Below are 13,539 nucleotides of genomic sequence, written 5' to 3'. Positions count from 1 at the left end.
ACAATCGACCAACACTGAAGGTATAAGGAGGAGTTCCCATGGCCATCCCTCAAGGAACCCCAACCAGCTTGGCGGACATCGCGAGCCTCACCGGCGGACACGTGGCACCAGAGCATGCCGACGTGACGGTGACCTCCGCCGCCATCGGCTCGTCCGATGTTCAGCCTGGTGGATTGTTTTTCGCCGTTCCGGGGACGCGCGTGCATGGCGCGACCTATGCCGCGTCCAGCTCTGCCGCCGCAGTGGTGACGGACGCCGCGGGGCAGTCCATTCTGGACGAGCAGGCCCCTGATCTACCGCGCGTGATTGTCGAGGATGTGCGCAGTTGCATGGGGGATGTGGCCGCGGAGATCTACGATCACCCATCCCGTGAGCTGACGATCATCGGCATCACGGGCACCTCGGGTAAGACCACCACCAGTTACTTGATCGAGCGCGCCCTGATGACCGAGTTCCACGTGGGCCTGATCGGCACCACGGGTACCCGGATCAACGGCAACCCCGTGCCCACGAAGCTCACCACCCCGGAGGCGCCGACGATGCAGGCGCTGCTCGCCCGGATGCGCGACGAGGGGGTGACCCACGTGGTGATGGAGGTGTCCTCCCACGCCCTGGAGTTGGGTCGCGTGAAGGGCATCGGTTTCGACGTCGCCGCTTTTACGAACTTGAGCCAGGATCACCTGGATTTCCATCCCACAATGGACGCATACTTCCGTGCGAAGACGTTGCTGTTTACCCGCGTTCAAGATGGGACGACGCCCCGCGCCGTGATCTGTGTGGACGATTCCTGGGGGGAGCAGATGGCGGGGGTCGCCGCCCAAGCTGGGTGTGATGTGACCCTGATTTCCACTGCGGCTGAGGGCGAGGCAGCTCGCTCCGCCGCCGATTTCTACAGCGGTGGTGACAGCTGGTCGCTGCGTTCGGTGTCGGTCGCCCTGACGGGACGCCAGGACGTGAGCGTGGATGTCGGGGGAGAGGTCCTGGACTACAGCATCAGCCTAGCCGGGAACTTCAATGTTGCCAATAGCGTGCTGGCTATTGCGTGTGCCACGGCGGCGGGCCTGGCGCCCGCCACCGCGGCACAGGCGCTGAAGACCGTGCAGGTTCCCGGCAGGATGCAGGCCGTGGATGCCGGTCAGGACTTCCTGGCGATGGTGGATTACGCCCACAAGCCCGGTGCAGTTGCTGCCGTGGTGAACACCTTGGCGGATTATCTACCCCAGTCACACGGACGCATCGGTGTGGTGCTCGGCGCCGGCGGCAATAGGGATCACGACAAGCGGCCAAAGATGGGCTACGAAGCTGCGCGCATCGCCCACGCTGTCTTCGTCACCGATGACAACCCACGCGACGAGGATCCTGCGATGATTCGCGCCGCAGTGGAGGAGGGCGCGCGCGATGCCGTGGCCGCCAGTGGCCGGGAGGTGACCGTGCGGAACATCGCCGACCGTAGGGAGGCCATACGGGAGGCGGTCGCCTGGGCTCAGCCGGGTGATGCCGTTGTCATTGCCGGTAAGGGGCATGAGACTGGTCAGGAGATCGCCGGCGTCGTTTATGAATTTAATGACGTGGCCGAACTCACCGCGGCGCTGGAACAACGACAAGATATTAAGGGACACAACGCGAAATGATTGAGCTCACGATCGGCGAGATCGCCGACATCACCGGCGCGTCACCCATCGGTGGCGTGGATCTACAGCAGCCCGTTCAGGGGCCTGTCGAATTCGATTCGCGCAAGGTGTCCCAGGGAAGCATCTTCATGGCGCTGCCGGGCGCCAGCGTGGACGGCCACGACTTTGTGCCGAAGGCTCTGGAGTCCGGTGCGGCTCTGGCGCTGGTGGGTCGCACCGTGGATGCGCCCGCGTTGGTGGCCGAGCCCGTCGCCTTGAGTGACGAGGCATCGAACGCCTCGGCGTTTGAGTATGACTCGGAAGGCCACGGCGCCGCCGTCATTGCGGCAATCGACGCTCTGGCGCGCTACAACACGGACCACTTGAAGGACAAGGGCATGTCCGTGGTGGCGGTTACCGGCTCTGCGGGCAAGACCTCCACGAAGGATTTTCTGGGGTCGGTTCTGGAGCTGGCCGGCGACATTGTGGCCCCTCCGGGCAGCTTCAACAATGAGATCGGCTTGCCCTACACCGCGCTGCGGGCCACGGAGTCCACGCGCTTTTTGGTGCTGGAGATGAGCGCCCGCGGGGTGGGGCACATCAAGCATCTGACGCAGGTCACCCCGCCCAATATCGGCGTGGTGCTGAATGTGGGCACCGCGCACCTGGGTGAGTTCGGCTCGCGCGAGGCGATCGCGCAGGCCAAGGGCGAATTGGTGGAAGCTCTGCCGGAAACCGGTGTGGCGATCCTCAATGCGGATGATCCGAAGGTGCTGGCTATGCAGGAGCGCACCACGGCTCGCGTGGTGACGTTTTCCGCCGAGGGACGTACCGACGCCACCTACTACGCCGCGAACGTGGTCCTGGATGACATGACTCGCCCGTCCTTTAGCCTCCACCACCCGGACGGGGTTGTGGACATTACGCTGTCCGTGCACGGAGAACACCAGGTCTCCAACGCCCTGGCCGCGATTGCCGTGGGCATGGAAGCCGGGTTGTCCGCCGAGGATGTGGCGCGCGCGGTGTCCGGGCATACGGCCACGAGCGAGCGTCGGATGGATGTGAAGACGCGCGCACGCGACCGCGTGACCGTGATTAATGACTCCTACAACGCCAACCCGGAATCGATGCGCGCTGGGCTGCATGCCTTGGCATTCACCACGTCCCACCGTGACAACGGCCATAGCTGGGCCGTGCTGGGCCAGATGGGTGAGCTGGGCGATGAAGCCACGGAAGAGCACGAAGCCCTGGGCCGTGCGGTGGCCGAGTTCGGAATCCAGAACCTGGTTGTGGTGGGCACGGGAGTTAATCAACTGGCTCTGGCCGAGGCCGCCGATGCCGCTGGTGTGAAGACCACGACCGTTGAAAGCACTGACGCGGCGATCAACTATGTGGACCTGGAAGTGCAGGAAGACGACGTGGTGTTGGTGAAGGCTAGTTACTCCGATGCCCTGTGGGAAGTCGCGGATGGTTTGCTGATGGGCGAAACCATTGTGGACCCTGGAAAAGATAAGTAAAAGGACGTGTAAGAACAATGATGCAGATTTTTATCTCGGGAGCTATTGCGTTCCTGGTGACCGTGTTCTTCACACCTTTTCTGATTAAGAAGTTCTCCGCCGAGGGGCTCGGTCAAGAGATTCGTGAAGAAGGGCCGAAGTCTCACTTTAAGAAGCGTGGCACGCCCACCATGGGTGGTATTGCCATTTTGGCGGGTATCACCATCGGTTATCTAATGGCCGTGGTGTATGGCTACGTGTCCGTGGGCTCGGGCCCCGGAGTATCGGGCTGGCTGGTTCTGGGGCTGACCTTAGCGCTGGGTGCCGTGGGCTTTGCCGATGACTACATCAAGTTGGTGATGGGTCGAAACCTTGGGCTGAATGCCAAGGCAAAACTGGTCTGCCAATTGGTGATTGCCGTTGTGTTTGGTTTCCTGATTCTGCAGTTCCCCAATGCGCGCGGCATTACCCCTGGGTCCACGCACTTGTCTTTCCTGCGCGACATCAAGGTATTTGATATCGCGGTAGGCGGGGCTGTTATCGGAACGATTTTGTTCCTGATCTTCATCTACATTGTGATTTCCGCTTGGTCCAATGGCGTGAACCTTACCGATGGCTTGGACGGCCTGGCCGGTGGCGTGACCGCGATGGTCATGGGAACGTACGTGCTGATCACGTTCTGGCAGTTCCGGAACTCCTGCTCCAATGGTGCGACGGCTGGATGCTATTCGGTGCGCGATCCGCTCGATTTGGCCATCCTCGCGTCGGCTGGCCTGGGCGCATGTTTGGGCTTCTTGTGGTGGAATGCCGCTCCCGCGAAGATTTTCATGGGTGATACCGGATCCCTGGCCCTGGGTGGTTTAGTGGCAGGATTGTCCATTACCTCCCAGACGGAATTGCTGATGATTATCGTCGGTGTGATTTTCGTGGCCGAGGCCGCCTCTGTGGTGATTCAGGTTGTGTCCTTTAAATCCACCGGAAAGCGAGTATTCCGCATGGCGCCACTTCACCACCACTTCGAAAATGGCGGCTGGGCGGAAACTACCGTAGTTATTCGTTTCTGGTTGGTTGCTGGTTTGGCCGCCATGTCCGGTTTTGCCCTGTTCTATAGCGAGTGGCTGTCCTCTGTCCACTTTTAATTCCTCCACCTTGATCGAAAGGTCCGCACGATGAGTACGACCAATACGCTGACTCCCACGCAGGCGGTGCAGATCATGCGCTCTCGCCCCATTCTTATTGCCGGGGCGGGGGTCGCTGGCCGCGGGGTGATCTCTATGCTGTGCGCGCTTACCGGGGTGGATAATGCTGCGGAGAATAGCAATATAGCCATTGCCGATGACCATTCTGACCTGGCCACGTTGTCCGTTTCTGATGCCGTGAATCTTCTGAACAATACCGACGCCGGCCTCATTCCAGAATTGGTCATCACCTCTCCCGGATGGTCCCCGAACTCGCCGCTACTTCAGGCTGCGAAGCAGGCGGGAATCCCCGTGATCGGGGATATTGAGGCTGCGTGGCTCGCGGACCAGGCAGGAGCTTTCGGGCGGCCGCGGACGTGGTTGGCGGTGACGGGCACGAATGGGAAGACCACCACGACGGCCATGCTGGCGTCGATGTTGGTGGCAGATGGTCGCGGTGCGGTGGCGGTGGGCAATATCGGTGTGTCGCCGGCGGTGGCCTTGACCGCGGAACAGCGCGGGGAGATGCGCGCGGAGGTGCTGGTGGCGGAAGTCTCCAGTTTTCAGTTGCACTGGGCGCCCACGTTCACGCCCACGGTGGGGTGCGTGCTGAATCTGGCGGAGGATCACCTGGACTGGCACGGCTCCTTTGAGAACTATGCGGCAGACAAGGCTGCAGTCTTGCGTGCGGAGCATCCGGTGATTGCCGTGGACGACGCGGTGGTGCGCGGCCTGCCGCGTTCCGAATCGGCACCGGCGGCCTACACTCTGCAGGATCCGTCCGAGCTGTCCGGAGAGGAGTTCGTCCAACGTGTGGGCGTGCACGAGGGACAGATTCTTGAGCTGTTGACCACACCGCAAGGGGTGAGCAGCACGGTTCTGGCACCGGCTGAGGGGATCAGCCCTCCGGGACCTGCGGGTGTGGCGGATGCTGCGGCGGCCGCGGCGATGGCGCGCAGCGTCGGTGTGTCTGCACAGGCTATTGCGTCTGCGTTGGGCACGTTCACCGTCCAAGCCCACCGCGGGCAAGTGGTGTTCGAGGGCGACGGGGTGACGTGGATTGATAATTCGAAGGCCACGAATCCTCATGCTGCGGAGGCTGCGCTGCGCGGACAGGAGAATGTGATTTGGGTGGCTGGCGGCCAGTTGAAGGGAGCCAGCGTATCTGACTTGATTACCTCGATTGCCCCGTCGCTGAAGGCTGCCGTTGTCCTGGGCGTGGACCGCAAGGACATCGTTGCGGAGCTGGCGCGGCAAGTGCCGGAGGTGACGTGTGTGTCCGTGGATTCTACGGATCCGCTCGTCGCGATGCAGGAAGTGGTGCGTGTTGCCCGCGGATTGGCGGCCCCTGGGGACCGCGTGATTCTGGCGCCGGCCGCCGCGTCCTTGGACATGTACACCGGCATGAGCCAGCGCGGTGATCTCTTCGCCGAGTACGTCTCCCAGAGCTCAGTGGAGGAAGGGGAGAGCTGATGAGTACTTGCTATGAACCGCGTGATCGACGTGATCCGCGCAGACGAAACGACGGGCGCGGTCGGTTGGATCAGCGTGATCGGAATGATCAGCGCGGACGAGTGGAGTCGAACGATTCTGCCAGCCAGAGCCTCATGGCGAAGGTGCAGGCACTCCTGGCCACCCCTCAGCTGAACTACATCGTGATCTGCTCCATCACGTTAATCCTCACGTTTATCGGATTGACGATGGTGCTGTCCGCATCCATGGTGGATTCCTATGCCAGCCAGAACTCCGTGTGGAAGGAGTTTTTGAAGCAGGCGTCCGTGGTGGTGATGGGACTGGTGGGCATGTGGTGTGCTCTGCGGATGGAAGCGCAGACCGTGAAAAAGTACGCCTGGGCGCTCTTGGCCTTCGCGCTCGTCCTGTTGGTGCTGGTTCTGATTCCATCTGTCGGCGTGGGTGCCGATGAGGTGGGATCCAATTCATGGATTCGCTTCGGCCCCATTGGTGTGCAGCCCTCCGAGGTGGCAAAGTTGGCCCTGGCAGTGTGGGGTTCAGCCGAGGTAGCGGACAGAATGCGACAAAATCCCACCGTAAGAGGTGCCCTGGGACGGTTCTTGGTGGCCGCGGGAGTGGTTCTGGTTCTGGTGGTTGGCCAACGAGACCTGGGTATGATGTTCGCCGTGGGCATCGTGGTGTTCGCCCTGATGTTCTTCAGCGGAATGCCCACACGCGTGATGGGGGTCCTCGTCGGAGCTGTGAGCGTGGTCGGCGTGATCGGTATTACGGCGCAGAGTTTCCGTTCGGCACGCATCACCACCTGGCTTGATGCGCTCACGCTGAGCTTCTCGGACCACACCACGAAGGGAGATGCCTACCAGTCCTACCAGGGCATTCTGTCTCTGTCCGATGGTGGGCTGCTGGGAACCGGTTTGGGCCAGTCGCGCTCCAAGTGGTTCTACCTCCCCGAGGCTAAGAATGACTTCATCTTCGCCGTGGTGGGTGAAGAGTTGGGCTTCGTGGGCGCCGGCATCGTGGTTCTGCTCTTTGCTCTGCTGGGCTGGTTCGGCATTCGTACCGCACGCGCACAGCGGGATCCCTTCCTGAAGATGATGGCGGCCACGCTGACCATCGGTATTGTGGTCCAGGCCTTCTTCAACATGGGCTATGTGGTGGGCTTCCTGCCCGTCACGGGTATCCAGTTGCCACTGATCTCGGCGGGTGGATCCTCGGCCATCATTACCCTGATTACCCTGGGCCTCCTGGCCAATTGCGCGCGCCACGAGCCCGCGACGATCAGCTCCATGCAGCACGAAGGCCGCCCGCTGTTCGACCGCTTGCTGATGCTGCCCGAACCACGCCCGTACAAGATTGGTGAACAGCGCCGCGAAAAGAGGCGCTCCACCACCCGGACCTATGGGCAGCCGGTAACGCAACGCGGACGGGACGCGCACGCCAGCCAGGACGTCCGGCGCGAACAAGAGCGCCGCGAGCAGGCCCTGAAGCGCGCTGGGGTGCATCAGCAGCCACGGCGCTACGATCGAATACGACGGCAAGATTTGCCACAGAGGCCTAGCGGCCGTACATCTCGTTCCCACAGGAGGCCTTGATCCATGACGAGCATGCCCCACCATTCATCTTTCAGCGTGGTTGTCGCCGGCGGTGGCACCGCAGGCCACATCGAGCCCGCGCTGGCTGTCGCTGAGGCGGTTCGTGCCGCGTACCCCAACGCACGCATCACGGCCCTAGGGACAGAACGGGGCCTGGAATCTTCCATTGTTCCGGCCCGCGGATTTGATCTGCGGATGATCCCGCCGGTGCCTGTGCCGCGGAAACCCAACAAGGATCTGGCTACCTTGCCGCTGCGTCTTCGCGCCGCGCTGAAGGAAACCCGAAAGATCCTCCGCGAGGTCGAAGCAGACGTAGTGATTGGCTTTGGTGGCTATGTTTCCGCACCGGCGTATTTGGCGGCAAAGGCCCAACGCCTGCCGTTTTTCGTGCACGAGGCGAACGCCCGAGCCGGGATGGCTAACAAGCTGGGTGTGAAGCTCGGCGGCCACGGGCTCGCAGCCGTGGACGGCTCGGGTCTGCCTGCCCGCGTGGTGGGAATCCCTGTGAAGCAATCGATCGTGAATCTTGATCGCAGCGCCCAGCGCGCTGAGGCGCGGGAGTATTTTTCCTTGAATCAGGAGGGGCCGGTGCTGCTGGTCACGGGTGGCTCCCAGGGAGCTCAGTCGATCAACAAGGCCATCGCCGAGGCCGCTCCGGACCTGCACGATGCAGGTATTCAGGTGCTGCATGCCTACGGTAAGAAGAACGAGTTCCAGCAGCCGGACACCGGAACCTACCGGGCCGTTCCCTACATCGAGCGCATGGACTTGGCACTGGCGGCCGCCGACGCTATCGTGTGCCGCTCCGGTGCGATGACGGTGGCCGAGGTCTCCGCAGTGGGCCTGCCGGCCGTGTACGTGCCGCTGCCACACGGTAACGGCGAACAGGAACTCAATGCACTGCCTATCGTGGAGGCAGGCGGCGGAGTCATCGTCAAGGATGCGGACTTGAGCGGACGCGCGATTGTGGAGAAGGTTGTTCCCGTCCTCAACGATCCAGACCGCCTAGCCGCCGCCTCTGCAGCCGCCCGTGGCTCCGGCCACCGGAATGCCGCGCACACCATCGCTGAAGCATTAGCTGTTGCGGTGGCTACCAGCCGAGCCGGTCGCCGATAGATTCCCCCGTTGATACCCCACGGACTTTTTGACATAAGGATAGAAGAGACATGACACACCTTGACCAACACGTTGATCTCACGTCGATAGATCTGTCCCGCGTCCACATGGTGGGCATTGGGGGTGCCGGCATGTCCGGCATCGCCCGTATTCTCCTGGCTCGCGACAGCGTGGTGAGCGGTTCGGACATGAAGGACTCCCAATCTGTGTTCGCCCTGCGCACGGCGGGAGCGAGTATCGCCATCGGACACGCAGCGGAGAACCTGGAGCTCTCGGGCGAGCTGCCCACAGTGGTGGTGACGAGCTTCGCGGCGATTCCGCAGGATAACCCGGAGCTGGCGCGCGCGAAGGAATGCGGAATCCCGGTGGTGCGCCGCTCAGATGTTCTGGGCGCGCTGATGCTTGGCTACCGTTCCTTCTTGTTGGCAGGAACCCACGGGAAGACCTCCACCACCTCGATGGCCGTGGCCGCCCTGCAGAAGGCGGGCAGCGACCCGTCCTTTGCCATTGGTGGCCAGCTAAACCGCGCGGGAACTAACGCGCACCACGGCACCGGGGACATCTTCGTGGCCGAGGCCGATGAATCGGATGGCTCCTTCCTGACCTATCAACCAACCGTGGCCGTGATCACCAATATCGAACCCGATCACTTGGACTTTTTCGGAACGGAAAAGGCCTATCGCCAGGTCTTCCGTGACTTTGCCGACCGCGTGACGGCCGACGGGCACCTTGTGGTGTGCCTGGACGATCCTGGTGCCGCGGCACTGGCAGAGCAGCTGGTCGCCGACGAGTCTGCGTCTGTCACCGTGGTGGGCTATGGAACCGCAGACGCCGTAAAGGCCCACCCGCAGGTGCCTGCACTAGCGATCATCACGTCCACAACCATCACCACCAAGGGAACCATCGCCGAGATTGAGGTGGACGGCCACGCGACCCAGCTGCATGTGGGCATCCCTGGTGCCCACATGGTTTTGAACGCCACGGCAGCGGTCTTGGGCGGCTACCTTCTGGGCGAGGACCTGGAGAGCCTCGTCGATGGCGTGGGCGAGTTCGACGGCGTGCGCCGCCGCTTTGAATACCACGGCTCCGCCGGAGGCGTGGAGGTCTTCGACGACTATGCCCACCATCCCACCGAGGTCACCGCGGTGCTGACCGCCGCGCGCGAGCGCCTGGCCACCCGAGACAACGGCCGTGTGGTGGTGGCGTTCCAGCCTCACCTGTATTCCCGCACGATCAATTTCGCGCACGAGTTCGCCGAGGCGCTGAGCCTGGCCGATCAGGTGGTTCTCCTGGACATTTTCGGGGCCCGAGAAAACCCGGTGGAAGGAGTGGACAGTCGGATCATTGGCGAGCACGTCACGTCCGATTGGCGCTTCGTTCCCGAGTTCAGCGCCGTGCCCGCCGCCATCGCGGAGATCGCGCAGCCGGGTGACATGGTGCTGACCGTGGGTGCTGGCACGGTGACGATGCTGGCCGATGAAATCCTGCGGGAGCTGGCGTAAATGAAAAAGGCCGTGATCGTGGTCCTGTCCGTGCTACTGCTGGGAGCAGTGGCTTCGGCAGCAGCGTGGTTTTTCCCCATCCTCACTGTGAGCACGGTGGAGGTCACGGGCGCCGTGCATGCCGACGAGACCGCCGTGAAGGAAGCCTCCGGAGTGACCACGGGGAGCAATATGCTTCGGGTGGACACCGCGGCGGCGGCGTCGGGTATATCCCACGTCCCGTGGGTGGACAAGGTCACTGTCTCGCGCACGTGGCCACGCACGATCACCATCACCATTGAGGAGCACGTGGCGGCGGGATTTGTGAAGAAGGGCTCGACCCCGCTGGCGGTGAACACCCAGGGTGCGATTTTCCTGTCGGGGCTGCAGCCGGAGGGTGTGCCAGAGTTTGAGCGGACGAAATCGGACGACGCCGCAGCGATCCACGCCGCGGCCACCGCGGTGAGTGCCTTGCCGCAGGAACTCAAGGATTCCCTGGAGCGGGTTGAGGCGCCAGACGCGGATTCCATTGCGATGTTTTTCCCCGAGGGCCGTGAGGTGTTCTGGGGTAGCGCGGACCGGGCCGAGGAGAAAGCGGAGGCCACGCGCATCGTGTTGGGCAAGGAGGGGACGCGGTGGAACGTGTCCAACCCGTCGATGACGACGGTGCGTGACTATAGCCCTCCACCTGCCCCTTAAGCCTAAAGTAGAACTTTAGGGATACGACACGCGACGAAAAATGTGCGGGAATTTTTCACCATGGTCAACGAAGATGGTTAGAGAAATTCAACCTCAACACAGCGGAGAAACAAGCACATGACGAATCCAGGAAACCACCTCGCGATCATCAAGGTGGTCGGTGTGGGCGGCGGCGGCGTGAATGCCGTGAACCGCATGATCGATGAAAAGCTGCAGGGCGTGGAGTTCCTGGCGATCAATACGGACGCCCAGGCCCTGATGCTCACCGACGCAGACCTGAAGCTGGACATCGGACGTGAGGAAACCCGCGGACTGGGTGCAGGTGCAAACCCTGAGGTTGGCCGTAAGTCCGCCGAGGACCACAAAGAGCAGATCGAAGAGATGCTCTCCGACGCCGACATGGTGTTTGTCACCGCCGGCGAGGGCGGCGGAACGGGAACCGGTGCCGCTCCGGTGGTGGCATCCGTGGCGAAGCGCCAGGGTGCGCTGACCGTGGGCGTTGTGACTCGTCCGTTCACCTTTGAGGGCAAGCGCCGGACCAAGCAGGCTGACGCGGGCATCGATGCACTCCGCGAAGTGTGTGACACGCTGATCGTTATTCCGAATGACGCGCTGCTGAAGCTCAGCGATGAACAGATGTCCATGATGGACGCCTTCCACAAGGCAGATGAGGTGCTGCTGCAGGGTGTTGAAGGTATCACCAAGCTGATCACCACCCCTGGTGTGATTAACGTGGACTTCGCCGACGTGCGTTCCGTGATGACTGATGCCGGCTCCGCTTTGATGGGCATTGGTACCGCTCGGGGTGAAGATCGCGCGAAGAAGGCTATCGAGACTGCTATTAACTCCCCACTGTTGGAGTCCACCATGAAGGGTGCGAAGGGCGTGCTTCTGTCCTTCGCTGGCGGTTCCGACCTGGGCCTGATGGAGGTCTCCGAGGCCGCGAACATCGTAGAAGAGTTGGCTGATGAGGATGCCAACATCATCTTCGGTACCATCATCGACGACCAGCTGGGCGACGAGGTGCGCGTCACTGTTATCGCTACCGGCTTCGATGATTCCCCGAACGCTGAGTCCACCATCGCTCGTTCCGGTCGTCACGCGGCCGCGGAGGAGCAGGCGCCGCAGAACCCGGCGATCTTCGGTGGAACCGACGCAGCACCGCAGCAACCGGTACAGCAGCTTGCACAGCCCGTGCAGCAGCCCGCACAGCCGTCCTACCAGCAGGCGCAGCCGGTACAGCCAGCTCAGCCGGTGCAGCAGCCGTCGAGCTTTAGCCAGCGTCAGCAGACTCAGACCCAGGGCGGACTGTTCACCAGCCGTCAGCCAGAGCCTGTGCAGGACGAAGACGACCTGGACCTGCCTGACTTCTAAGGCCTCAGACCACAAGGCCTATGATCGCAAGGCCTAAAACCAACAAAGGACGTATGCCGCACATGAGCGACACTTCTCATGCTGTTCAGCCCCCGGTCCGGAAGGTATTCACCAACCGGAACGGGGGCGTGTCCGTTGAGCCCTACGGAAGCTTCAACCTGGGCGACCACGTTGGCGATGACCCGGCGGCCGTGGCTGAGAACCGGGCGCGCCTCGCGCGAGTCCTGGACCTGGACCGCATGGTGTACATGGAGCAAATCCACTCGCCGACGGTCACGGAGGTCACCGCCGATCTCCTGGAGACCCTCGACGGCCCCGTGGAAGCCACCGATGCCCTGGTCACCACCCTGCGCGGCGTGGGCCTGGCTGTGCTGGTGGCCGACTGCGTGCCCGTTCTGTTGGCCGATGAGACGGCCGGGGTGGTGGCAGCCGTACACGCCGGCCGCATGGGTGCCCGCAACGGCATCGTAGCGCGCACGGTGGAGCGCATGTGTGAGCTCGGGGCGCTGCCCGCGCACATTCACGCGTTGATGGGCCCGGCGGCGTCGGGGGAGAATTATGAAGTACCGGCCGAGATGGCCGCGGACGTGGAATCCAAGCTCCCCGGTTCCCGCACCCGGACTCGACAGGGCACGTGCGGGCTGGATATCCGTCAGGGGCTCACGCGCCAGCTGCTGAGGCTCGGCGTGCGCCAGATCGACGCCGACCCGCGGTGCACCATCGACACGCCCGAGTTCTTTTCCTACCGACGTGAGGGCGTCACCGGGCGCCAAGCAGGAGTTATATGGATGCCATGACGAATTCATCGACGAACTTACAGGATGACCGACGCGCGCAGCTGGCCGAGCGTCTGCGGCTCGTTCGCCAGCGGATTGCCGTGGCCGGTGGCGCAGACCTGCTGCCCATCACCAAGTTCCACCCCGTGGAGGACGTGGCGCTGTTGGCGGAGCTGGGCGTGCACGCCGTGGGGGAGAACCGGGAGCAGGAGGCTCGCTCCAAGGCTGAGGCTTTGGGCGAATCCATGGCGATTCACATGGTGGGACAGGTGCAGACGAAGAAGGCGAACCACGTGGCGCGCTGGGCTGCGGCGGTGCATACGGTGGATTCTGTGAAGCTCGCCGATGCGTTGGACCGTGGCGTGGCGCTGGCTCAGGAGCGGGGGCAGCGCAGCGACCGTCTGCCCGTGTTGGTGCAGCTGTCTGCCGATGGTGACCCCGCTCGCGGTGGGATCGTCGCCGAGGACGTGGATGCCTTGGCCGACCATATTGCGTCGCTGGAGCACCTGGAGCTGCGCGGGTTGATGACCGTTCCCCCTCTTGAATCCGACGCCGCGGCGGTCTTTGCGGACGGCCGTCGGATCCTGGAGCGTATCTCCGACCGGGTTCTGGGCGCGCCTGTGTACAGTGCAGGTATGAGTGGCGATTTGGAGATCGCCATCGCTGAAGGCTCCACGCTGGTGCGTGTCGGAACAGATATCATGGGGACACGACCAGTAGCTTGAACACTAGTGGCTAGTGGAA

The 13,539-nt window shown here is 62.8% G+C and carries 11 protein-coding genes; all 11 read left to right on the top strand.

The genetic code is table 11. From position 1 onward, the window contains the following. The first annotated feature begins 38 nt into the window (after positions 1–38). The 11 genes from GC425_RS06130 (at position 39) to GC425_RS06080 (ending at position 13,520) form a co-directional block, all read left to right on the top strand. The gene (locus GC425_RS06130) at positions 39–1,631 is read left to right on the top strand and encodes a UDP-N-acetylmuramoyl-L-alanyl-D-glutamate--2,6-diaminopimelate ligase (protein WP_151843078.1); all 1,593 of its coding nucleotides are present in this window, start codon (positions 39–41) and stop codon (positions 1,629–1,631) included. Continuing rightward, positions 1,628–3,127, top strand: a complete 1,500-nt coding sequence (gene murF / locus GC425_RS06125; RefSeq protein ID WP_151844385.1) for a UDP-N-acetylmuramoyl-tripeptide--D-alanyl-D-alanine ligase — start codon at positions 1,628–1,630, stop codon at positions 3,125–3,127. The genes GC425_RS06130 and murF overlap by 4 nt, the downstream gene beginning before the upstream one ends. Positions 3,128–3,144: 17 nt before the next feature. Beyond that, a complete protein-coding gene (gene mraY / locus GC425_RS06120; protein WP_151844384.1) occupies positions 3,145–4,245 on the top strand; it encodes a phospho-N-acetylmuramoyl-pentapeptide-transferase in 1,101 nt (366 codons plus the stop codon). A 30-nt stretch (positions 4,246–4,275) separates the two neighbouring features. Continuing rightward, positions 4,276–5,757, top strand: coding sequence for a UDP-N-acetylmuramoyl-L-alanine--D-glutamate ligase (gene murD / locus GC425_RS06115; protein WP_151844383.1), 1,482 nt, complete (start codon positions 4,276–4,278; stop codon positions 5,755–5,757). A gap of 134 nt (positions 5,758–5,891) precedes the next feature. Continuing rightward, entirely contained in the window at positions 5,892–7,349 is a 1,458-nt protein-coding gene (ftsW, locus tag GC425_RS06110) for a putative lipid II flippase FtsW (protein ID WP_257822532.1), read from the top strand. A gap of 3 nt (positions 7,350–7,352) precedes the next feature. After that, entirely contained in the window at positions 7,353–8,465 is a 1,113-nt protein-coding gene (gene murG, locus GC425_RS06105; protein ID WP_151844381.1) for an undecaprenyldiphospho-muramoylpentapeptide beta-N-acetylglucosaminyltransferase, read from the top strand. A gap of 50 nt (positions 8,466–8,515) precedes the next feature. Next, complete coding sequence (murC, locus tag GC425_RS06100; RefSeq protein ID WP_151843084.1) at positions 8,516–9,967, top strand: UDP-N-acetylmuramate--L-alanine ligase; 1,452 nt, start codon at positions 8,516–8,518, stop codon at positions 9,965–9,967. Next, a complete protein-coding gene (locus GC425_RS06095) occupies positions 9,968–10,645 on the top strand; it encodes a cell division protein FtsQ/DivIB (RefSeq protein WP_151844380.1) in 678 nt (225 codons plus the stop codon). A 117-nt stretch (positions 10,646–10,762) separates the two neighbouring features. Then, entirely contained in the window at positions 10,763–12,019 is a 1,257-nt protein-coding gene (gene ftsZ / locus GC425_RS06090; protein WP_151844379.1) for a cell division protein FtsZ, read from the top strand. A gap of 62 nt (positions 12,020–12,081) precedes the next feature. Then, positions 12,082–12,816 carry a peptidoglycan editing factor PgeF gene (pgeF, locus tag GC425_RS06085; protein ID WP_225723591.1) on the top strand — a complete coding sequence of 245 codons (735 nt, stop codon included), beginning with the start codon at positions 12,082–12,084 and terminating at the stop codon, positions 12,814–12,816. Further along, positions 12,813–13,520: a YggS family pyridoxal phosphate-dependent enzyme gene (locus GC425_RS06080; protein WP_151844378.1), complete on the top strand. Its 708-nt coding sequence runs from the start codon at positions 12,813–12,815 to the stop codon at positions 13,518–13,520. Before pgeF ends, GC425_RS06080 begins: the two co-directional genes overlap by 4 nt. The last annotated feature ends 19 nt before the right edge of the window (positions 13,521–13,539 follow it).

This window comes from Corynebacterium sp. zg254 (genome assembly GCF_024701495.1).
Taxonomy (GTDB): Bacteria; Actinomycetota; Actinomycetes; order Mycobacteriales; family Mycobacteriaceae; genus Corynebacterium; species Corynebacterium zhongnanshanii.
Note: the sequence above shows the minus strand (reverse complement) of the source record. Positions and strands in the feature narration are given on the sequence as shown.

What these genes read in the sequence shown, in the direction of transcription:
- GC425_RS06130 (WP_151843078.1), top strand. Translation starts at nt 39, where the DNA reads ATGGCCATCCCTCAAGGAACCCCAACCAGCTTGGCGGACATCGCGAGC.
- murF (WP_151844385.1), top strand. Translation starts at nt 1,628, where the DNA reads ATGATTGAGCTCACGATCGGCGAGATCGCCGACATCACCGGCGCGTCA.
- mraY (WP_151844384.1), top strand. Translation starts at nt 3,145, where the DNA reads ATGATGCAGATTTTTATCTCGGGAGCTATTGCGTTCCTGGTGACCGTG.
- murD (WP_151844383.1), top strand. Translation starts at nt 4,276, where the DNA reads ATGAGTACGACCAATACGCTGACTCCCACGCAGGCGGTGCAGATCATG.
- ftsW (WP_257822532.1), top strand. Translation starts at nt 5,892, where the DNA reads ATGGCGAAGGTGCAGGCACTCCTGGCCACCCCTCAGCTGAACTACATC.
- murG (WP_151844381.1), top strand. Translation starts at nt 7,353, where the DNA reads ATGACGAGCATGCCCCACCATTCATCTTTCAGCGTGGTTGTCGCCGGC.
- murC (WP_151843084.1), top strand. Translation starts at nt 8,516, where the DNA reads ATGACACACCTTGACCAACACGTTGATCTCACGTCGATAGATCTGTCC.
- GC425_RS06095 (WP_151844380.1), top strand. Translation starts at nt 9,968, where the DNA reads ATGAAAAAGGCCGTGATCGTGGTCCTGTCCGTGCTACTGCTGGGAGCA.
- ftsZ (WP_151844379.1), top strand. Translation starts at nt 10,763, where the DNA reads ATGACGAATCCAGGAAACCACCTCGCGATCATCAAGGTGGTCGGTGTG.
- pgeF (WP_225723591.1), top strand. Translation starts at nt 12,082, where the DNA reads ATGAGCGACACTTCTCATGCTGTTCAGCCCCCGGTCCGGAAGGTATTC.
- GC425_RS06080 (WP_151844378.1), top strand. Translation starts at nt 12,813, where the DNA reads ATGACGAATTCATCGACGAACTTACAGGATGACCGACGCGCGCAGCTG.